The 20,523-nt window shown below is 34.5% G+C and carries 17 protein-coding genes; 11 read left to right on the top strand and 6 right to left on the bottom strand.

Annotation, left to right across the window (positions count from 1 at the left end):
• Positions 1-29: 29 nt before the first annotated feature.
• Together H0V01_15500 and H0V01_15495 are read left to right on the top strand one after the other, a co-directional pair.
• Positions 30-788, top strand: coding sequence for a 5'-nucleotidase C-terminal domain-containing protein (locus H0V01_15500; protein MBA2584777.1), 759 nt, complete (start codon positions 30-32; stop codon positions 786-788).
• Complete coding sequence (locus H0V01_15495; GenBank protein ID MBA2584776.1) at positions 778-1,713, top strand: metallophosphatase; 936 nt, start codon at positions 778-780, stop codon at positions 1,711-1,713. The genes H0V01_15500 and H0V01_15495 overlap by 11 nt, the downstream gene beginning before the upstream one ends.
• Positions 1,714-1,769: 56 nt before the next feature.
• On the opposite strand, the gene meaB is transcribed toward H0V01_15495, so the two are convergent.
• The 3 genes from meaB to ychF all read right to left on the bottom strand — a co-directional run bounded on the left by meaB (position 1,770) and on the right by ychF (position 6,244).
• A complete protein-coding gene (gene meaB, locus H0V01_15490; GenBank protein MBA2584775.1) occupies positions 1,770-2,786 on the bottom strand; it encodes a methylmalonyl Co-A mutase-associated GTPase MeaB in 1,017 nt (338 codons plus the stop codon).
• 85 nt (positions 2,787-2,871) lie between these two features.
• Complete coding sequence (locus H0V01_15485; GenBank protein ID MBA2584774.1) at positions 2,872-4,887, bottom strand: OmpA family protein; 2,016 nt, start codon at positions 4,885-4,887, stop codon at positions 2,872-2,874.
• 259 nt (positions 4,888-5,146) lie between these two features.
• A complete protein-coding gene (gene ychF, locus H0V01_15480) occupies positions 5,147-6,244 on the bottom strand; it encodes a redox-regulated ATPase YchF (protein ID MBA2584773.1) in 1,098 nt (365 codons plus the stop codon).
• Between the two features lie 183 nt (positions 6,245-6,427).
• Here ychF and H0V01_15475 point away from each other — a divergent pair, with 183 nt between their 5' ends.
• The 5 genes from H0V01_15475 to H0V01_15455 all read left to right on the top strand — a co-directional run bounded on the left by H0V01_15475 (position 6,428) and on the right by H0V01_15455 (position 11,835).
• On the top strand, positions 6,428-7,276 hold the full coding sequence (locus H0V01_15475) for a transketolase (GenBank protein ID MBA2584772.1): 849 nt from the start codon (positions 6,428-6,430) through the stop codon (positions 7,274-7,276).
• Positions 7,277-7,433: 157 nt separating this feature from the next.
• A complete protein-coding gene (locus H0V01_15470; protein ID MBA2584771.1) occupies positions 7,434-8,786 on the top strand; it encodes a VWA domain-containing protein in 1,353 nt (450 codons plus the stop codon).
• A gap of 78 nt (positions 8,787-8,864) precedes the next feature.
• The gene (locus H0V01_15465; protein ID MBA2584770.1) at positions 8,865-9,821 is read left to right on the top strand and encodes a transketolase family protein; all 957 of its coding nucleotides are present in this window, start codon (positions 8,865-8,867) and stop codon (positions 9,819-9,821) included.
• Positions 9,822-9,836: 15 nt separating this feature from the next.
• A complete protein-coding gene (locus H0V01_15460; protein MBA2584769.1) occupies positions 9,837-10,520 on the top strand; it encodes a hypothetical protein in 684 nt (227 codons plus the stop codon).
• A gap of 127 nt (positions 10,521-10,647) precedes the next feature.
• Positions 10,648-11,835: an aspartate aminotransferase family protein gene (locus tag H0V01_15455; protein ID MBA2584768.1), complete on the top strand. Its 1,188-nt coding sequence runs from the start codon at positions 10,648-10,650 to the stop codon at positions 11,833-11,835.
• Positions 11,836-12,006: 171 nt separating this feature from the next.
• Here H0V01_15455 and H0V01_15450 read toward each other — a convergent pair whose 3' ends face one another.
• Positions 12,007-12,501 carry a T9SS type A sorting domain-containing protein gene (locus tag H0V01_15450; GenBank protein MBA2584767.1) on the bottom strand — a complete coding sequence of 165 codons (495 nt, stop codon included), beginning with the start codon at positions 12,499-12,501 and terminating at the stop codon, positions 12,007-12,009.
• 122 nt (positions 12,502-12,623) lie between these two features.
• On the opposite strand from H0V01_15450, the gene H0V01_15445 reads away from it, so the two are divergent.
• Both H0V01_15445 and H0V01_15440 read left to right on the top strand, forming a co-directional pair.
• A complete protein-coding gene (locus H0V01_15445; protein ID MBA2584766.1) occupies positions 12,624-13,133 on the top strand; it encodes a hypothetical protein in 510 nt (169 codons plus the stop codon).
• A 192-nt stretch (positions 13,134-13,325) separates the two neighbouring features.
• On the top strand, positions 13,326-13,484 hold the full coding sequence (locus H0V01_15440) for a hypothetical protein (GenBank protein ID MBA2584765.1): 159 nt from the start codon (positions 13,326-13,328) through the stop codon (positions 13,482-13,484).
• A gap of 2 nt (positions 13,485-13,486) precedes the next feature.
• Here H0V01_15440 and H0V01_15435 read toward each other — a convergent pair whose 3' ends face one another.
• Positions 13,487-15,865, bottom strand: a complete 2,379-nt coding sequence (locus H0V01_15435) for a DNA topoisomerase 3 (GenBank protein ID MBA2584764.1) — start codon at positions 15,863-15,865, stop codon at positions 13,487-13,489.
• A 203-nt stretch (positions 15,866-16,068) separates the two neighbouring features.
• Positions 16,069-18,363: an aconitate hydratase gene (locus H0V01_15430; protein MBA2584763.1), complete on the bottom strand. Its 2,295-nt coding sequence runs from the start codon at positions 18,361-18,363 to the stop codon at positions 16,069-16,071.
• A gap of 197 nt (positions 18,364-18,560) precedes the next feature.
• Here H0V01_15430 and H0V01_15425 point away from each other — a divergent pair, with 197 nt between their 5' ends.
• Together H0V01_15425 and H0V01_15420 are read left to right on the top strand one after the other, a co-directional pair.
• Complete coding sequence (locus H0V01_15425) at positions 18,561-19,802, top strand: ABC transporter permease (GenBank protein MBA2584762.1); 1,242 nt, start codon at positions 18,561-18,563, stop codon at positions 19,800-19,802.
• Positions 19,803-19,938: 136 nt separating this feature from the next.
• Positions 19,939-20,523, top strand: coding sequence for a DUF479 domain-containing protein (locus H0V01_15420; protein MBA2584761.1), 585 nt, complete (start codon positions 19,939-19,941; stop codon positions 20,521-20,523).

Raw genomic sequence — 20,523 nt, 5'->3', positions numbered from 1 at the left:
TAAAGGATTTAGCATAAAAATAACCCCTGATGAAGAACTTAAAGTTGTTTGCCCTTCCAGGTTTGTTCGCCTTTTTTTCAGCCTGTTCATTTTCACCAAAATTAGCTTCTGTTGAGAGAAATTTTATTGAATTGAACGATACTTTAATTTCTCCTGATTCAACTACCATAGCTCTAATTAGTCCATATAAAAAAAGGATTGATGATGAAATGTATGGAATTTTAATACATTCTGAAATGGCTTTTGTAAAAGGACAGCCTGAGAGTTTGCTGGGGAATTTAGTGGCTGATTTAATTTTAAAAAAAGCAAATGAATATTATCAGAATAAGGGGGAGCCAATTGATTTTTGCCTTTTAAACAATGGCGGTCTAAGGTCATCCCTTCCAGAGGGAGAAATAACCAGGGGTAAAATATTTGAATTAATGCCCTTTGAAAATGAGTTAGTGGTGCTAACGCTTTCAGGAGAAAAAGTAAAAATGCTTTTTAATTATATAGCAAGTGCCGAAGGAATGCCTGTTTCCGGAATTAAAATGGGTATTTTAAAAAGCAAAGCTGTGAATATTCTTATTAATGAAATACCTTTTGATGAAAATAAAACCTACAAAGTAGTAACATCTGATTATTTAGCTGCAGGAGGAGACAAAATGTCTTTTTTCAATGAACCGGTTAGAATGGAAAATTTGAATAAAAAACTGCGTGATGCCATTATTGAATATATGAAAGAGGAAAACGGAAAGGGAAACAGGTTGAAATCTAAACTTGATCAAAGGATTTATCATGAGCAATAGAAGAAACTTTTTAAAACAGGCTATAATAGGAGGCACTGGATTTTTAGGCCTTAATGCTATTGCATTTGATGCTTTTGCTAAAAAGGAAATTGTAAAGCTCACCATTTTACATACAAATGATGTACATAGCCATATTGACCCATTTCCTGCAAATGATCCAAAATTTGGTGGTTTGGGAGGGGCTGCAAGAAGAGCCGCGTTGGTTAAAAAGATAAGAAATGAAGAAGAAAATGTTTTATTGCTTGACGCTGGTGATATTTTCCAAGGTACTCCCTATTTTAATCTTTATGGAGGAGAGTTAGAACTTAAATTAATGAGCCAGATGGGTTACGATGCTTCCACCATAGGAAATCATGATTTTGATAATGGACTGGAAGGCCTTGAAAAAATGTTGCCTCATGCTAATTTTCCCCTTATCTGCAGCAATTATGATTTTTCCAATACCATAATGAAAGATAAAACAATTCCATATAAAATATTTATTAAGGATGGTTTAAAAATTGGAATTTTCGGACTTGGGATTGAATTAGCAGGCCTGGTTGATAAAAAATTATATGGTGATACTGTTTACATGGATCCTATGCAATATGCAGCAAAAATGAGTTATATGTTAAAGCATGAACTACATTGTGATCTTGTAATTTGCTTGTCTCATTTAGGATTTAAATATAACAGCAATAAAATAAGTGATGTTATACTGGCAAAGAAATCTAAAAACATTGATTTAATTATTGGAGGCCATACCCATAGTTTTTTGGAAAAACCATTAATATATAACAATTCCGACAATCAGGAGGTGGTAGTAAGCCAGGTAGGTTGGGCAGGAATAAGGCTTGGAAGAATTGATTTCTTTTTTGAAAGAAGAAAATCAAAGAAAAGCTTCCAGGGTACAAGCCTTATTGTTTCGGAAAAAAGTCTTATTTAATCATTGATTTTCAATTTCAAACTCTTGCCAAACTACTTTTAATAGAGGTGTAGAAACTACTTCCGGTTTTTAAAAAGTTCCAATAATTCAACAGCTGCAGCATAAGAAGAAATCGTTTTATCCTTGATTTTCCTCTCAAATAAAGGCAAAGCATCTTTTATTTTTTGTTGGTTAAAAAAGGATGATTTTAAATTTTCTGTTATGGTATCATACATCCAAAAAATGGATTGTTGTTCTCTGTTAAAATCAAAGTATCCTTTTGTAACAGCAGCAAGGTGATGTTCTTCAATGATTTTCCAGATATTATCTATCCCCATATCGCTAAGTGCTGAACAAGTTTCAACCCTGGGCACCCATCCTGATTCAGAGGGAGGAAAAAGATGAAGAGCATGAGAAAATTCAGCTCTTGCGGCTTTTGCTTTAGTCAGGTTATCTCCATCAGCCTTATTAATTGCAATGGCATCAGCCATTTCCATAATGCCACGTTTTATTCCCTGTAGCTCATCCCCTGCCCCTGCAATCATTATCAATAGAAAGAAATCAACCATGGAATGCACAGCTATTTCAGATTGTCCAACACCAACGGTTTCCACAATAATAAAGTCAAAACCTGCAGCTTCACAAAGTATTATAGTTTCCCTGGTGGTTTTAGCAACACCACCCAATGAACCAGATGAGGGGGAAGGCCGAATAAATGCAGAAGGATCAATGGCAAGCCTGTCCATCCTTGTTTTATCTCCCAATATACTCCCTTTAGCTTTACTGCTACTAGGATCAATGGCTAAAACAGCTACTTTTTTATTGTGTGAAGTAAGATATGATCCGAAGGAATCAATAAAAGTGCTTTTTCCAGCTCCTGGTGCACCTGTAATTCCTATACGAATTGAATTTCCAGAATACGGAAGACAAAGTTCAACAAGTTCCCGGGCCATTGCCTGATGCTTCTCTAAACTACTCTCAATTAGTGTTATAGCCCTGCTTAATGAAACCCTGTTACCGGAAATAATTCCATTGAAATATTCACTTGCTTTTAATGGAGTAACATTTATTACGTTTTTATTGGAAGCATTCATAAGTACTAAACTAAAACAAATAATATTTGTCAAAAATAATAAAGTTAATAGTAACTCCTTTTAATCTTTGAAAGTGAAATATGGGCTATTTAGAAATAATTAAAAACTCCGTTCTGCGGTTTGCTGCTCTATTTTGCTCACTTGTATTTGGAACTAAAGGGTTGTTTTTCCCAAAGCCTTTAAAAGTTAATCTTTTTCTATCAATTCCTTTTTCCTGAAGGTAAGCCAAAACGGAAAATGCCCTATCTGTTGACAAGGCCAAATTAGCGGCATCATTTCCCACATCGTCTGTATGCCCATGAATTGCAATTGAAATTGAAGGGTTTTCTTCAAGATAATGTATAAAATCATTTAACACTTCCTTTGACTCGAAGGTAAGCTCAGCGCTATTAGTAGCGTAATTGATATTATTTAATTTATATGCAGCTCCCACAATCACTTCTTTTATTTGAGAAGAAAAGTCGCGTGGTTTTCCTAGAAGTTCCTCTTTTACGTGGATAATTTCAGATGAAAATGCTTTTCCTTCTTTTTTTACGGACAATACAAGGTTATCCTCTTTTTTTGCAACAATTATGGCTACATATTTTCCATCAATGGAGTCAACCTCCACCTCTACGATATTTTTTGTATTAATATTCCTGATTTTAACATTCGCTCTGGAAAAGTCTCCATTATCTGATTTCACTTCTCCTTTTACAAACATTACCTCTTCTGGCCTGGCCTCCTTATAAAGATCAAAAGAAAAAATATCATAACCACCTTTACATTTGCCCTTTAAGGAATTGGAGGAAAAATAACCAGTTTTGCCATCGGTGGAAACAAAAAAACCAACTTCATCATTTTCAGTATTAATAGGAAAGCCAAGATTTTTTGGCTTTGTCCATCCTGCTTTTCCATTATCTTTCACCATGAAAATATCGAGTCCTCCAACTCCGGTATGGCCATCCGAAGAAAAATATAATGTATGGCTATCAGAATGAATAAAAGGAGACTTTTCATGTTTTTCCGAATTTATAGGAGAGCCCATGTTTTTGGCCTTTTGCCACACTCCATCAGAAGTTTTGGAAGATGAATAAATATCCATTCCCTGGCTTTCTTCCCTAAAACTTGAGAAATAAAGCGTTTTATTATCTGAGGAAATGCTCGGTTGAGATTCCCAACCATCTGCAGTATTTATGTTTGTTCCTAAGTTACGAAGTGGGCCCCATTCCCCATTTATAAAGTCGGAAGTATAAATATCACAATTCAGGTATTTCTTGGGAAGTAATGTATCCTTACATACAGTAAGGTACATGTGTTTATTGTCAGGAGTAACAGTTGCCCCTCCATAGTTATCACCCCTATTGAAAGGACTTGGCAGAGATTGTCCTTTTTCAAATATATTTTCATTGCGCCTGCTCATAGTAAACCTTTCAACCAGTTTTTCTTTATCGGATTGCCAGGCCTGATCATTAAATTCTGATTTTATAGCCATTCTTCGGGTAAAAAACATCAGTTCATTATCGGGAGAAATGATTGCAAGGTATTCATCATCCTTTGTACTTACATGTTCAACGCAAATGGGATTAAACGGAACAGGCTTTTCAAAAATTTCAGCGTATTCCTTTGCTTTTTTACTTGATTCCGATGCAAGATTTAAATCAGCATCATTTTTAATTTCATCGGGATATTTTAAAAATTTATCAAAATTCTTTGCAGCATCTGTATATTTATTTGAATTGTATGCAATCTGACCCAGATAAAAATAAGCGTAATTGTCATATTCGGGGCATAATACAACAATTTTCAGAAGATATTTTTCAACATGCTTAAAAGATGTACCATCAGCCCTGGCGGTTTTAATTAATTCCTCAGCATAAAGGGATAAAGCCTCTACATAATCAGGTTCAGTTTCAATGGCTTCCTTGAGGAATTCCATCCTCTTGTTTTTTTCGTATTTTTTTTTATCCTTGCCCTGTTCATAAAGTTTAATTGCTTTTTTATCTGATATCTCAACACAACTTTCCTTTTCTACTTTTGCTTGTTTTTTTTGGGCAAAAGTAGAATTACTGAAAACAAACAGAACTAAAACATATAGTATAAAATGCTGGTAAAATCGCACGGATAAAGAATTTATTATCTTTAAAAAAAAATATTACTTCTTACAAAGATAATAAACAATTCATGCAGGATAAAGGAATTTTAGTCAATAAATGAAGGAAGAAATTATTGAAATTGGGATATGCACCAATAAAAAAAGAGGATAAAATAATTACCCTCTATTTTTATTGGTATGTAAGGTTACTATATAGCTTTGAATGATATTGCTTTCTGTTTTTAGAAATATTAACCCTTAAAATGGAAATTATTTCAATCCGGCACTATACATTAAATCTAAAATGCATGATATCACCATCAGCAACTACATATTCTTTTCCTTCAACTGCCATTTTACCAGCTTCTTTACAAGCCTGTTCTGACTTTAGCTTAACGTATTCATTAAATTTAATTACTTCAGCACGAATAAATCCTTTTTCAAAATCTGTATGGATTACTCCTGCTGCCTGAGGGGCAGTCATTCCCTTTTCAATGGTCCATGCTCTTACTTCCTTTACCCCTGCAGTAAAATAAGTATACAGGTTAAGCAACCTATATGCTGCACTAATTAGCTTGTTTACACCAGGCTCATTCAAACCAAGTTCTTCCAGGAACATTTGTCTTTCTTCAAAGGTTTCAAGTTCCGAAATTTCTGCTTCAATAGCAGCAGCAATCATTAAAATCTCAGCATTTTCATCCTTAATGGCTTCTTTTACAGCCTCAACATGCTTATTACCTGTTTTAACAGAGGCCTCATCTACATTACAAATATACAGTATGGGTTTGGCAGTAAGTAACATTATATCTTCAATGTGCTTTTTATCATCAGCTAAAACTGGGGCAGAACGAGCAGATTTGCCTTGTTCTAAGTGAGATTTATAAACCAGGAGTACTTCCAGGGCTTTTTTTGCATCTTTATCCCCTGTTTTGGCAGATTTCTCAACCTTTTGTATTTTTTTATCAACAGCCTCTAAATCCTTTATCTGAAGTTCAATATCTATGATTTCTTTATCACGTACAGGATTCACACTTCCTTCAACGTGAACAACATTATCATTGTCAAAGCAACGCAAAACATGTAAAATTGCATCCGTTTCTCTAATATTAGCAAGGAATTTATTTCCCAAACCCTCCCCTTTGCTAGCACCTTTAACCAAGCCTGCAATATCCACTATCTCTACGGTTGTAGGTACAACTCTTTCAGGATTAACTATAGCTTCAAGCTGAGTTAATCTCTCATCCGGCACAGTAATCACACCTATGTTTGGCTCAATAGTGCAAAAAGGAAAATTTGCTGCCTGAGCCTTTGCATTGGATAAACAATTAAATAAAGTTGATTTACCTACATTAGGCAGACCAACAATTCCACATTTTAAAGCCATTTGTTTTTATTTATTGTGTTAAAAAGGCCGCAAATATAATAACTAATTTATTAGCTATCTCTGAAAATACAATGAGCCAAAAATAATATTAACTAAGCTTCCAAAGTTATTAACAATGAAAAACCTTTTCCATATTAATAACCTATTTTTGCAGCCAAAAGTATCAGTAAATTAATATCAGTTATGTCTTCAACACAAGAATTAGAAAAAATTTCATCCCAGGTAAAAAGAGATGTACTAAGAATGGTACATGCAGTTCAATCGGGACATCCAGGAGGTTCATTGGGTTGTTCTGAATTTTTTACAGCCCTTTATTTTAAAATTTTAAAACATAACCCTGAAAAATTTTCTATGGATGGACATGGAGAAGATTTGTTTTTTCTCTCCAACGGCCATATTTCCGCAGTTTGGTATAGCGTTTTGGCCCGTTCGGGTTATTTTAATGTAAAAGAACTTTCCACTTTTAGAAAGCTAAATTCTCGTCTTCAAGGCCATCCTGCTACTGAGGAAGGATTACCAGGAATAAGAATAGCCTCTGGTTCCCTTGGACAAGGCTTATCCGTTGCAATTGGTGCATCTTTGTCAAAAAAATTGAACAAGGACAACAGGCTTGTTTATGCTCTTTTAGGAGATGGTGAATTGCAAGAGGGACAAATATGGGAAGCTGCAATGTATGCCTCTGCTAATAAAGTTGATAACTTAATTGTTAGCATTGATGTTAATGGACGCCAAATTGATGGTGATACCAATGACGTATTAAACCTGGGAGACTTAAAAGCCAAGTGGGAGGCCTTTGGTTGGGATGTGCTTGAAAATGCAAATGGAAATGATATAGAACTTGTTATCAGTACCCTAAAGTTAGCTCAGGAAAAAACAGGAAAAAGCAAACCAGTTATGATTTTAATGAAAACCGAAATGGGTTATGGAGTTGATTTTATGATGGGAAGTCATAAATGGCATGGTATTCCACCTAATAATGAACAACTTGCTAATGCCTTATCTCAATTAAAAGAAACCTTGGGAGATTATTAAAATTGATAATTGCAGATTTGGTTTATTGATGGCTTATTTGCTGATGCCAATTTTAGCCATTTGTTGTAAATAATTTGAGATTTGATTTTTATTAAAAGAATTACACTTGCTATCTAATTTGAAATACATCTTTTTAAGTTTGGTCTTTTTTTTAAAGATGGGTACTGCCATTGATGGTTCTGAAGCAATTGCTATTACTGCTCCTGCTGCTGAAAAAGTAAGAATCCTGTTTATTTTTGATGCTTCTCAAAGTATGCTTTCTTATTGGCAAACGGGAAAAAAAATAGACAGTGCTAAAAAATTGCTTATCCAAATGGTTGACAGTTTAAAGCATGTTAACAATGTTGAAATTGCCTTAAGAGTTTATGGTAACCAACCCAATGGCAAATCAAGTTATACAAAAGATTGCAAAGACAGCCATTTGGAAGTACCCTTTGCAGCATCCAACCATATAAAAATAAAAGCAAAATTAATGGAAATAGTACCAAAGGGAACCACTCCAATTGCTTATTCACTGGGACAATCAGCCAATGATTTCCCTCAATGCAGTTCTTGTAAAAATATTATTATACTAATTACAGATGGAATTGAAGAATGTGAAGGTAATCCATGTGCTGTAACACTTGCACTTTATCAAAAAGGTGTATTTTTAAAGCCTTTTATAATTGGAATGGGCCTAGGTCCTGAGATTATGAAAGAATTTGAATGTGTGGGAAAATATTATGACACCGAAAATGAAGAAACTTTTACAAAAGTGCTTAAAACTGTAATTGATGAGGCTGTAAATGCAACTACAGCACAAGTAAATCTTCTTGATGATAGAAATAATCCTACCGAAACAAATGTTGTAATGGCCTTATACAACAATGCAACAGGAAAGATAAAATACAATTATGTTCATTCGCTTAATCATAAAGGAAATCCTGATACACTCATTATTGAACATGAATACAGCTATAAAATGATTGTTTACACCCTACCCACTGTTGAAAAAGAAAACATCAAATTAATTCAGGGTAAACACAATACCATTATAAGTAGTACACCACAAGGAAGTTTATCCCTTAAGGTTAGCGGATACACAGATTATAAAAATTTAAAAGCAATTGTAAGGTTAAATGGCAAAATGGAAACAATTAACATACAGGAAACAAACAAATTACAGAAATATCTTACTGGAAAATATGATTTGGAGGTTTTAACTCTTCCACGTATTTATGTGAGTGACATCGAAATTAAACAAAGTCACACAACAACAATTGAAATTCCTCAGCCTGGAATTGCCTCAGTTGTATTGCCCTCAATTGGTTTTGCAAGCATTTACCTTGAGGATAATTCAGGGTTAAAATGGATCTACAACCTTGATGAAACAAAATCAAGGGAAAACATAACACTTCAACCAGGAAGTTACCGCATTATTTACCGTTCCATAAACGCAAAAGAATCCATTTATACTTCTGAACGATCTTTTAAAATGGAACCAGGTGGTTCTATTTCTGTTCAATTGTAAACATTATTGAAAATATTTAGACTGTTATTTGCCAATACATTATTACGTTTCACGATTTAAATAAAAGTAAAAATTACAATGAAAAAATACACTTATACTGAAGAAAAGGATACACGTTCAGGGTTTGGAGCGGGATTGCTTGAACTTGGCAGAAAAAACCCAAATGTTGTGGCGCTTTGTGCAGATCTTACCGGATCACTTAAAATGGATGCATTTGAAAAAGAATTTCCTGATAGGTTTTTTCAAGTTGGAATTGCTGAGGCCAATATGATGAGCATGGCAGCAGGACTTACTATTGGGGGAAAAATTCCTTTTACCGGAACTTTTGCAAATTTTTCTACAGGTAGGGTATACGATCAAATACGACAGTCCATTGCTTACTCTGGTAAAAATGTAAAAATATGCGCTTCTCATGCTGGACTCACATTAGGTGAGGATGGAGCAACTCATCAAATCCTTGAGGATTTAGGACTTATGAAAATGCTTCCTCACATGACTGTTATTAATCCTTGTGATTATAACCAAACTAAAGCTGCAACGCTTGCTATTGCTGATCATGAAGGTCCTGTTTATCTTCGTTTCGGCAGACCAAAAGTACCGGTTTTTATGCCCTTGGATCAGGAGTTTATTATTGGTAAAGCAATAGTATTAAATCAAGGTACTGATGTAAGCATCTTTGCAACAGGGCATTTGGTTTGGAAAGCACTTCAGGCAGCTGAAATACTTGAATCAAAAGGTATTAGTGCAGAAGTAATTAACATCCATACAATTAAACCTTTGGATAATGAAGCTATTTTGAATTCGGTAAGGAAAACAAAATGTGTTGTATCCGCTGAAGAACATCAAATGAATGGTGGACTTGGAGATAGTATTGCTCAATTACTAGGTAGAAATTTCCCTTCTCCCCTAGAAATGGTGGCTGTTAATGATAGTTTCGGAGAAAGCGGAACTCCTGATGAATTAATGGAGAAATATGGCTTAAGCACAGAAAAAATTGTTGAAGCGGTTGAAAAGGTCATAAAAAGAAAAATCTAAACTGTTGTTTCTCTTATGAGCTATGGTTACAACAATATATTAGCTATTTGTTGTGGTAATAAATTTATATTATTCCTGCTTGCTTTTTTTATTTGTGGAATTAATTCTGAAAATCAAGCGCAGGGATTCAAAAAAGGAAGCCATTATTTGAATTCGGGACTAGGATTTGGAGTTTATAACGTTACAACCCAAATTGGGGACAAAGTTTCTGAAAAAGATGCTGGTTCTTTTATCATCCCTTTAAATTATGAATATGGATTGCTGAATCAGGTAGGGCTTGGAGGACAATATCAATGGGGTAGATATAGTTCTTCTGATTCTGCAATTCAATCAAATATTTCTTCCCACACTTTTTTATTTAGCAATACCCTTCATTTTTTAAATGACGATCTTATTGATTTATATTTTGGTATTTCCTATGGTTTTGGTACTTATAAATACAGAGCTGCAAATAGTACAGGAAACGAAACTTTAATAAAAGGAGGTGGTTTTGCCTATTTGGTATCCTCAGGAGTTAAAATTCATATAACTCAAGGAACGGGAGTATTTCTAGGAGTAAATTACAACAACAGCTCCTATCAAATAAATACTTACCGCATAGATGACAAAAATGAAATTAATTATTCAAGAAAGAATTACAATATTAATTTTACAGGAATAAATATACTATGTGGAATTTCAATAGTATTGAGTGAATGATTGCTTGTTAACAAAACTACAGGAATAAAAATTCATTTAATTTTGTTTAACTTTTATTCACCTGGTTTAACTGCAATAATATCAGGCTTTATATATCCCTTTTTGATTATTAAATATACTTTTGCAAATGGTTTCACAAAGGCAATTGTTTCTAAATCATTTGGCACAAACATCTCCGGCTCCAATTGGACTTGAAATTGTTAAAGCCCAAGGTCTTTACCTTGAAGATTTTTCGGGTAAAAAATACATGGATTTGATATCCGGAATTTCAGTTAGTAACATTGGCCACAGACATCCAAAAGTACTGGCAGCAATACAGGATCAATTGGACAAATATCTATACTTAATGGTATATGGAGAGTATGTTCAATCTCCACAGGTTGTTTACGCTAAAATGCTTACCAATCTGCTTCCTTTTTCACTTAATACAGTATACTTTACAAATTCAGGAAGCGAAGCAAATGAAGGCGCATTAAAGCTTGCAAAAAGGTTTACTGGCCGAAGTGAAATTATCGCTTTTAAAAATGCTTACCATGGTAGTACCCAAGGTGCTTTAAGCGTAATGGGAAATGAGACTTTTAAAAATGCTTTCAGGCCTCTTTTACCAGGAATTCGTTTTCTGGAATTTAATAATTCAGCTGATTTAGAAATTATCACAACCAATACTGCTTGTGTTATTGTTGAACCGGTACAGGGTGAAGCGGGAATTATAGTTCCTAATAATGATTTTTTAAAAAAACTACGCAATAAATGCAATGAAACAGGAACATTGTTGATTTTTGATGAAATTCAAACAGGTTTTGGAAGAACCGGCAGTTTATTCGCCTTTGAACAATTTGATGTTGTTCCTGATTTATTAACAATAGCCAAAGGAATGGGCGGTGGAATGCCAATTGGGGCTTTTGTAGCATCCAATGAAATAATGAAAAGCCTTTCTGAAAACCCGGTCCTTGGTCACATAACCACCTTTGGGGGCCATCCTGTAAGTTGCGCAGCAGCAAAAGCATGTCTTGAAGTTTTAATTGAAGAAGAACTAATTCAACAGGTAAAAGAAAAAGAAATTCAGTTCAGGGAGTTATTAATTCATCCTAAAATAAAAAGCATCAGATCCTTAGGACTTATGATAGCCCTTGAATTTGATGATTTTGAATTCAATAAAAAAGTAATCGATTTATGCATTGAAAAAGGAATAATAACTGACTGGTTCCTGTTTTGTGATAATTCCATGAGAATTGCTCCTCCACTTAGCATTACTAAAAAAGAAATAATTGAAGCATGTACCGTAATTTTAAAAAGTATTGAAGAATCAGTTTAAATGCAAACTAAATCATTCAAAAGACAAGTGGTTTTTAAATAACCATGAAAATAAAATTTCTTCAGAAAAAGGGCACGGATAAAGAAAAAAACCAAGTTTACAAAAACAAATCCTTTTGCATTCCTGGGTCAATTAAATAGGTAAGGTATTTGGAATGCAAAAATATTTCTATTAACGGTCAATTTTAACGAATTTCTTAATCACTTGTTCTTCGTAATTTTTTACGGCAACAAGATACATCCCCTGTTTGAAACTACCGGCATCTATATAAAGATCCATTCTTTTTACATTTGTAAAATAGTCCTGGTAATACACCTTGCCAAACCAGTCAAAAACATATACTGTTACAGGGCCTTCCTGTTTAAGAATAATATCCAGATCAAGTGCATAATAAACAGGATTTACATCAATATTAAAATCAACTGCCTCACAAATACCGCTAACATATTGCTGAAATCCTGCAATCCTGGCAAAGCAATTGTTCCTGTATGTAGTATCATTGCAAGCACAAACAGGATCATATTCAGGGTAACAGTAGGTGCCAGGTGAAACAAGCAGTGAATCATAACAACCCCAGTTCCCATAGGGCTGCTGTTGTGCAATTACATCTGTTGCATTTGCAATCAAGAATAAAATTAACAATTTTACAAAAATCTTACTTTTCATACTTGCAAATTTAATCAATTTGACTGATAATACAGGTATTACAACATTATAATCTTTTATTAAATGCCGGATTGGAATAAATAACAAGGTTTATTTGTTATCTTTGTATTAAATAACTGGAGATGAAAAAACTTACTGCATTTATTGTTTTTATCCTTGCCACTACTATTCTTAATGCCCAAACTTTGGATACAGATTATGAATATTACAATCCCAAGGAAAGTGATTCAGAAACTACGGTTAAAGAAAAAGTGCCAGTAAAGAACCAACCAAGATTGGGTTTTATTGCTGGAACCAGTGTAGGAATGTTTAGCGGAAGAAATTCATTTTCAAGTACTTTCATAGCTCCCAACCTTTCATATAGTCTCTCTCCACGGGTAAAAGTAAATGCTGCAGCAATATTTAGTAGCACTCAATTCAATTATACCGGAGAGCAAAATACCAGGCAGTCATTTAACAATAAAAGCCTTTTGGTTTCCATGGATTATAAAATCAGTAAAAATGTTAGTATAGGAGCAGGTTTTCAAATGTCTAACGGCATGTATCCATCTCAACAACCTTTAGGACAATTTGGCCAATCCTTTGGAGGAGGGTCTTTTGCTCCAGGAACCTCTCCATTTATGGGATGGTAATAAAAGGAACTTTTTTCCCAATTTAAGAACCATTCCTGTTTTTTATAATCGTACTCCAACACTTCATCTTATTAGGTTAACTGGGTTATAGGAGTAAAGAATTCAAATAATCAGCCTAATTTAAATAATTCGGCATGGATTTTTGACTTAAAATTAAAAACATTGTTTTTAATAAATCGAATTATGAAATACATGCAAAACATATCAATAGCAGCACTTCTAGTAATGTTAATGACATTAACCGGTTGTGAATTTATTGAAGGGATTTTTAATTTAGGTGTAGCTGTTGGGATTTTTCTCGTAATAGTTGTTGTAGGGTTAATTATTTGGATATTTTCAAGAATAGGATAATATTATTTAAATCCTATTTCTTTTTTCTCATCCAGGTAAAATTTACCGTTTTTTGATGTGCCCTCTAGGGTTAAAATATTTTTTATTGGCTTGGTTTCACCTTTGCTTAAAAGAAGATCAATTTGAATAGATGATAATTTTTTTCCCATAAATTCAAAAGGCAGTCTGAAATCACATCCGCTTTTCCATTTGATGCATCCCCATGCCCTAGCACCTTTTATCAGGTTTGCTTTACATTTTGGGCATATAAATTCTACTGCATTAACTGCTGCTTTTTTCTTTTCTTTAGTTTGTTTAAATACTAATTCAAAACTCTTGTTGAGTTCGATAAAACCGGGACTGTTTTCCTTAATAAATTCAATCTTTCCATTTATTAAAAGCAAGTGAATTTGATCCTCATTTAATTGAAAAACTTCTGTATTAAAGGGAATTTTAAACCCACATTCATTGTAATTTCTACAGCCTATGGCTGTTTTTCCTTTTGCAATATGGGAAACTTTACATTTTGGGCATTTTAAATCCTCAAGTGTTGTTATGGAATTTGAAGTAGCTTTTTTGTGCTTTTTTGAATCTTTTTCTTTTGAATCTGAATTTTCAACAGGAATAATACTTCCTGTCTCATTTTTAACCTGAAGAACTAAGTTAGAAACCATTTGTTTCATTTCTTCAAGGAAAACCAAAGCTTCATATTCTCCTTTTTCAATTTGCCTAAGTTTAAATTCCCATTGGCCAGTAAGTTCTGCAGATTTTAGCAAATCATTGTGTATGGATTTAATAAGTGCGATTCCTGTTGGAGTGGCTACTAAAACCTTCCTTTCTTTTTTTATGTAATTTCTTTTAAACAATGTTTCAATAACTGCCGCTCTTGTTGATGGCCTGCCAATTCCATTGTCCTTCATTGCTTCCCTTAACTCCTCATCGTCTATTGTTTTACCTGCCATTTCCATTGCCCTAAGTAAAAGTGCTTCTGTAAATGGTTTTGGTGGCTGAGTTTGCTTTTCTTGTAGCAATGGAAGATGTGGGCCCGATTCTCCTTGGTTAAAGGATGGTAACAATTGAGTATCCTCCTGCTCATCCTCATTTGAGGGTAATGTTTCTTTTTGATAAACTATTCTCCAGCCTTCAGATAGAATCTGCCTTCCAGTAGCTTTAAATTCAGTATCTGCTGCCTGGCCTTTTACTGTTGTGTTTGAAACTTCGCAATCCGCATAAAAAGCGGCAATGAACCTTCTCACAATCATATCATACACATTTGCTTCATATCCACCTAAGCCACGAGCAGTAACATCAGTGGGAATTATGGCATGGTGATCTGTTACTTTATTGTCGTTAAATACTTTGCTTGATTTTTTTATTTGTTTTTGCAGCAAGGGCGCTGCTAATTGTTGGTAATCATTAAGGCTTTTTAAAATACCAGATATTTTAGGATACAGATCGTTGGAAAGATAAGTTGTATCAACCCTTGGATAGGTAACAAACTTTTTCTCATAAAGGGTTTGAATAGTTTTTAAAGTATCATCAGCCGAGTATCCGAACTTCTTGTTACAATCTACTTGAAGAGAGGTTAAATCGAATAATCTGGGAGGTGCTTCTTTTGCTTTTTTAATTTCAACACCTGTAATGGAAAATGGGAAATCAATAATGGCTTCAAGTGCTTTTTCTGCTTTTTCTTGATCCAGGAACCTTCCTTTAACTGAATTAAAGATTACCTCCCTGTATTTAGTTTTAAGTTCCCAAAAAGTCTGCGATTTAAAATCCTCTATTTCAAGTTGCCTGTTTACAATAAGTGCAAGAGTTGGAGTTTGAACCCTGCCAATGGACAAAACCTGCTTCCCCTGTCCATATTTAAGTGTATAAAGCCTTGTGGCATTCATTCCTAAAAGCCAGTCTCCAACTGCCCTTGAATTACCTGCAGCGTATAGCTTATCAAACTCGCTACCTTCTTTTAGATTTTTAAAACCTTCTTTAATGGCGGCTTCTGTAAGGGATGAAATCCAAAGCCTTTTTAATGGCTTTGTGTTTTTTGCCAGACTTAAAACCCATCTTTGGATTAATTCTCCCTCTTGCCCAGCATCACCACAATTTATGATTTCGCTTGCTCCTAAAACCAGAGTAGCAATGGTTTTGAATTGTTTTTCAACTCCTTTATTGGCTAATACCTTTATTCCAAAGCGAGGAGGTAACATGGGAAGGGTATTTATATTCCACCACTTCCAATTTTCATTGTATTCGTGTGGTTCTTTTAAAGTGCATAAATGACCAAAAGTCCAGGTAACCTGGTAACCATTGCCTTCAAAATAGCCGTCTTTTCTAGCTCCCGCACCAAGTACTGAAGCTATTTCTTTTGCTACACTGGGTTTTTCGGCAATACAAACTTTCATCCTGGAGTAATTTGTTTTTTAAAATCATGTACACATCATTAAATTTCTACACTACTTTGTAAAGCTTTAATTCATGGTGTTTCAGCGCATTCAAAAATAACAATCAAATGAATGAAATTTGTTAAAAGGGAAAAGTAGTTTTAAACAAAATAAAAAAGCTGCTTTAAGAAATCCTAAAGCAGCTTTTTTTATTTAAAAGTTAATTATGCACTTACTTTCGAGCGTATGATATTTAAAGCACCACCTGCTTTAAACCACTCAATTTGTGCCTGGTTGTATGAATGGTAAGCTGTTATTTCTTCGGTAATACCATTTGTATGATGAAGCACAATTGTTAGGGCCAAATCAGGAGCAAATGTAGTTAATCCCAGAATATCAATTGTATCGTCCTGTTGTATCTTGTCATAATCAGCTTTATTTGCAAAGGTTAAACCAAGCATACCTTGCTTTTTAAGATTTGTTTCATGAATACGGGCAAAAGATTTAACAAGAATTGCTCTAACACCTAAATGCCTTGGTTCCATTGCAGCATGTTCTCTTGAAGAACCTTCTCCATAATTTTCATCTCCAACAACAATGGATCCTATGCCCTCGGCTTTATAAGCACGCTGAACGGCAGGTACTGAATCATATTCCCCGGTTAATTGGTTTTTTACATTATCAGTCTTCTCGTTAAAGGCATTTACAGCACCAATAAGCATATTATTAGAAATATTATCCAGGTGTCCTCTGAATTTCAACCAGGGACCAGCCATGGAAATATGATCAGTAGTGCATTTTCCTTTAGCTTTAATCAAAAGTTTCAATCCTGAAATATCCGTTCCTTCCCAAGGAGCAAAAGGAGCAAGAAGCTGAAGCCTGTCAGAGGTTGGATTTACAATAATTTGTACTTTGCTACCATCTTTGGCTGGTTCTTGAAATCCGGCATCCTCTACTGCAAATCCTTTCTTTGGAAGTTCCAATCCTTGTGGTTCATCTAGTTTTACAAGCTCGCCACTTTCATTTACAAGAGTATCTGTTAAGGGGTTAAAAGTAAGGTCACCGGCAATTGCCAATGCTGTTACAATTTCTGGGGAAGCAACAAATGCATGCGTATTTGGATTTCCATCATTCCGTTTGGCAAAATTTCTGTTGAAAGATGTTATTATAGAGTTTTTTCTATTGGGGTCATCAGAATGTCTGGCCCACTGTCCAATACAAGGTCCGCAGGCATTTGCAAGTACAATTCCCCCCATGCTGTAAAAAGTATCTAAAAATCCATCTCTGTCAACTGTATACCTAACCTGTTCTGAGCCTGGTGTAATAGTAAATTCTGCTTTTGCTTTTAATCCTTTTTCCACAGCCTGTTTTGCAATACTTGCAGAACGGGAAATATCCTCATAAGAGGAATTTGTGCATGACCCTATAAGTCCTACTTCAAGAGTTGAAGGCCAGTTGTTATCCTTTACTGCTTGAGCAAACTGAGATATTGGCCAGGCTAAATCCGGAGTAAAAGGACCATTAATATGAGGTTCTAATTCATCCAGGTTAATTTCTATTAATTCATCAAAATAACCTTCAGGATTAGCATAAACGTCAGCGTCTCCGGTTAACTGAATGGCTACTGAATCAGCTGCCCGGGCTATATCCATTCTATCTGTTGATCTAAGGTAATCAGACATTTTCTGATCATAACCAAAAATGGATGTTGTAGCGCCTATTTCAGCACCCATATTGCAAATGGTAGCTTTTCCAGTGCATGAGAGAGATTCAGCACCATCGCCAAAATATTCAACTATTGCACCTGTTCCGCCTTTTACAGTAAGTATTCCAGCAACTTTTAAAACAACATCTTTTGCAGATGTCCATCCATTTAATTTACCTGTTAGTTTTACCCCAATTAATTTAGGAAATTTAAGTTCCCATGGTAAGCCCGCCATAACATCACAGGCATCTGCCCCACCTACACCAATTGCTACCATTCCTAATCCGCCTGCATTTACTGTATGAGAATCCGTTCCTATCATCATTCCACCTGGAAAAGCATAGTTTTCTAAAATTACCTGGTGAATAATACCTGCACCTGGCTTCCAGAACCCAATTCCATATTTATTTGAAACCGATGAAAGAAAATCAAAAACTTCTTTATTTGATTTAACCGCAGATTCCAAATCGGCTTTTGCTCCAGCCTTAGCTAAAATAAGGTGATCGCAGTGAACAGTTGAAGGAACTGCCACTTTACTTCTTCCAGCTTGCATGAATTGTAAAAGCGCCATTTGGGCAGTTGCATCTTGCATGGCAACTCTATCCGGCCTAAAATCAACATAATCCACTCCCCTTGCATAAGCCTTCTTAATTCCGGATTTTGCATATGCTTTATCTTCTGCTTCAACATCAAGATGTGAATAAAGGATTTTTTCTGTTAAGGTAAGAGGTCTTCCTACCACTTCTCTTGCTATATCAATTCTTTCAGCCAGATTTTTATAAACTGTCTGAATCATTTCAAAATCAAATGCCATAGTTGTTTAAGTTTATGTGTTATCTTTTAAATAATTCTAGTGATTTTGCCACGAATATATAAAATATACCGACCATAAAAAAGTTTATCCTTTCTGGTATTATTATTTTTACATTTATGAGCTTTTTAATTGGAGATTTCAAGGCCGGATAACTAACAGAAAATAATTGTTTTAAGGTATTTTAAGAAGAAAATATAATGACCCAGGTTTTTAAAGAAAATATTTTTATTGCTTTCGGATCGGTAAGGGGCCATTTGCTTCGCACCATTCTAACTGTGCTTATTATTGCTGTAGGAATTACCGCACTTGTTGGAATATTAACTGCCATTGATGCCATTAAAAGTTCAATTACAAGCAATTTTACCAATATGGGCGCAAATACCTTTACCATAAGAAATAGAGGATCAAATATCAGAATTGGAAAAGCAGGTAAAAAGCCTCAAGTTTTTCGAAGTATTTCATACAAGGAAGCAATGGATTTTAAAGATGGATTCAAACAAGGATCAGGAACATCTGTATCAGCAATTGCTACATGGGCAGCCACCATAAAATATAAATCCAATAAAACCAATCCAAATATTACTGTTTTTGGTGGTGATGAAAATTACATTGTTACTTCAGGATATGAAATTGAGAAGGGAAGAAATTTTTCCCAGCAGGAGCTTCAATTAAGTAGAAATGTAGTCCTTATAGGGAAAAGTATTTCTGATTTGCTTTTTCTGAATAATGAAGATCCTGTAAATAAGGAAATCACCATTGGAAGCGGAAAATACAAGATAATTGGAGTGCTTAAGGAAAAAGGTTCAAGCATGGGATTTGGAGGGGATAAGAATTGTATTATTCCACTCTCAAACATGCGACAATATTTTTCCAGACCTGATTTATCCTTTGTAATTAACGTGTTATCTCCAACCACCGAACAGCTTCATCAATCAATTGGCGAGGCCGTTGGGTTTTTCCGTATTGTTAGAAAATTAGCCTTGGAGGATGAAGAAAATTTTGAAATTATAAAAAGTGATAACCTGGCAAACATTCTTATTGATAACATTAAATATGTTACTGCCGCAGCAACTATTATAGGTTTTATTACACTTTTAGGAGCTGCCGTAGGGCTAATGAATATAATGTTGGTTTCTGTAAGTGAACGTACAAAGGAAATAGGAACACGAAAGGCAATTGGTGCAAACCAGCAAACAATAAAGAATCAATTTTTAATTGAAGCTATAGTAATTTGTCAACTGGGAGGATTTTTAGGAATTATTCTTGGAATAATTATCGGAAATGCCACTTCCATGCTTATTGGAGGAGGTTTTATTATTCCATGGGCCTGGATTATAACCGGGGTAATAATTTGTTTTGTAGTAGGGCTTGTTTCCGGCTATTATCCTGCCATCAAAGCAGCTAAACTTGACCCAATTGAAGCACTAAGAGCCGATTGATTTTTTTATTCTCAACAAATATCTTTTTAAAAGTCAAAAAAACTCCTTATTTTTCTGAAATAAATCGTTTAAACTTTTTTAATCCCAATTTTAAACGCTGAAACTTTATTACCTTTGAATCCCTGCAATTAAAAAAATGAATTTTCTAGCCCATATTTTTCTTTCGGGAAACAATGACTTGATTAAAATTGGCAATTTGATGGCTGATGGTATTCGCGGCAAAAATTATTTGCATTTTCCGGCAGATATTCAAAAAGGAATAATCCTACATCGGGCAATTGATACTTTTACTGATAATCATTCTATATTCAGGATCAGCAAACGTAGACTTCAACAAAAATACGGGCATTATTCAGGAGTGATAATAGATATTTTTTACGATCATTTCCTGGCCAAAAACTGGAGCATTTATTCAGATGAAAAACTAGAAGTTTTCGTGAATGATTTTTATAAATCCCTGGATGCTAATTTTGAAATCCTGACTTTGAAAACCCAGAACATGTTACCTTATATGAAAAAAGGAAACTGGCTTTTCAATTATCAATATACCCATGGAATTAGAACAATACTTTTACAAATGGACCATCGGACCAATTACAAATCCAAAATGGGCGAATCTGTAAATGAACTTAAAGAATATTACCTTGAGTTTGAGCAGGAGTTCACGCTTTTTTTTAAGGAACTAATCGCTTTTTCAGAGCATAACCGCATTACTTTATAA

The organism is Bacteroidota bacterium (assembly GCA_013696965.1).
Classification (GTDB): domain Bacteria; phylum Bacteroidota; class Bacteroidia; order JACCXN01; family JACCXN01; genus JACCXN01.
Note: the sequence above shows the minus strand (reverse complement) of the source record. Positions and strands in the feature narration are given on the sequence as shown.

What these genes read in the sequence shown, in the direction of transcription:
- H0V01_15500 (MBA2584777.1), top strand. Translation starts at nt 30, where the DNA reads ATGAAGAACTTAAAGTTGTTTGCCCTTCCAGGTTTGTTCGCCTTTTTT.
- H0V01_15495 (MBA2584776.1), top strand. Translation starts at nt 778, where the DNA reads ATGAGCAATAGAAGAAACTTTTTAAAACAGGCTATAATAGGAGGCACT.
- meaB (MBA2584775.1), bottom strand. Translation starts at nt 2,786, where the DNA reads ATGAATGCTTCCAATAAAAACGTAATAAATGTTACTCCATTAAAAGCA.
- ychF (MBA2584773.1), bottom strand. Translation starts at nt 6,244, where the DNA reads ATGGCTTTAAAATGTGGAATTGTTGGTCTGCCTAATGTAGGTAAATCA.
- H0V01_15475 (MBA2584772.1), top strand. Translation starts at nt 6,428, where the DNA reads ATGTCTTCAACACAAGAATTAGAAAAAATTTCATCCCAGGTAAAAAGA.
- H0V01_15470 (MBA2584771.1), top strand. Translation starts at nt 7,434, where the DNA reads ATGGGTACTGCCATTGATGGTTCTGAAGCAATTGCTATTACTGCTCCT.
- H0V01_15465 (MBA2584770.1), top strand. Translation starts at nt 8,865, where the DNA reads ATGAAAAAATACACTTATACTGAAGAAAAGGATACACGTTCAGGGTTT.
- H0V01_15460 (MBA2584769.1), top strand. Translation starts at nt 9,837, where the DNA reads ATGAGCTATGGTTACAACAATATATTAGCTATTTGTTGTGGTAATAAA.
- H0V01_15455 (MBA2584768.1), top strand. Translation starts at nt 10,648, where the DNA reads ATGGTTTCACAAAGGCAATTGTTTCTAAATCATTTGGCACAAACATCT.
- H0V01_15450 (MBA2584767.1), bottom strand. Translation starts at nt 12,501, where the DNA reads ATGAAAAGTAAGATTTTTGTAAAATTGTTAATTTTATTCTTGATTGCA.
- H0V01_15445 (MBA2584766.1), top strand. Translation starts at nt 12,624, where the DNA reads ATGAAAAAACTTACTGCATTTATTGTTTTTATCCTTGCCACTACTATT.
- H0V01_15440 (MBA2584765.1), top strand. Translation starts at nt 13,326, where the DNA reads ATGCAAAACATATCAATAGCAGCACTTCTAGTAATGTTAATGACATTA.
- H0V01_15435 (MBA2584764.1), bottom strand. Translation starts at nt 15,865, where the DNA reads ATGAAAGTTTGTATTGCCGAAAAACCCAGTGTAGCAAAAGAAATAGCT.
- H0V01_15430 (MBA2584763.1), bottom strand. Translation starts at nt 18,363, where the DNA reads ATGGCATTTGATTTTGAAATGATTCAGACAGTTTATAAAAATCTGGCT.
- H0V01_15425 (MBA2584762.1), top strand. Translation starts at nt 18,561, where the DNA reads ATGACCCAGGTTTTTAAAGAAAATATTTTTATTGCTTTCGGATCGGTA.
- H0V01_15420 (MBA2584761.1), top strand. Translation starts at nt 19,939, where the DNA reads ATGAATTTTCTAGCCCATATTTTTCTTTCGGGAAACAATGACTTGATT.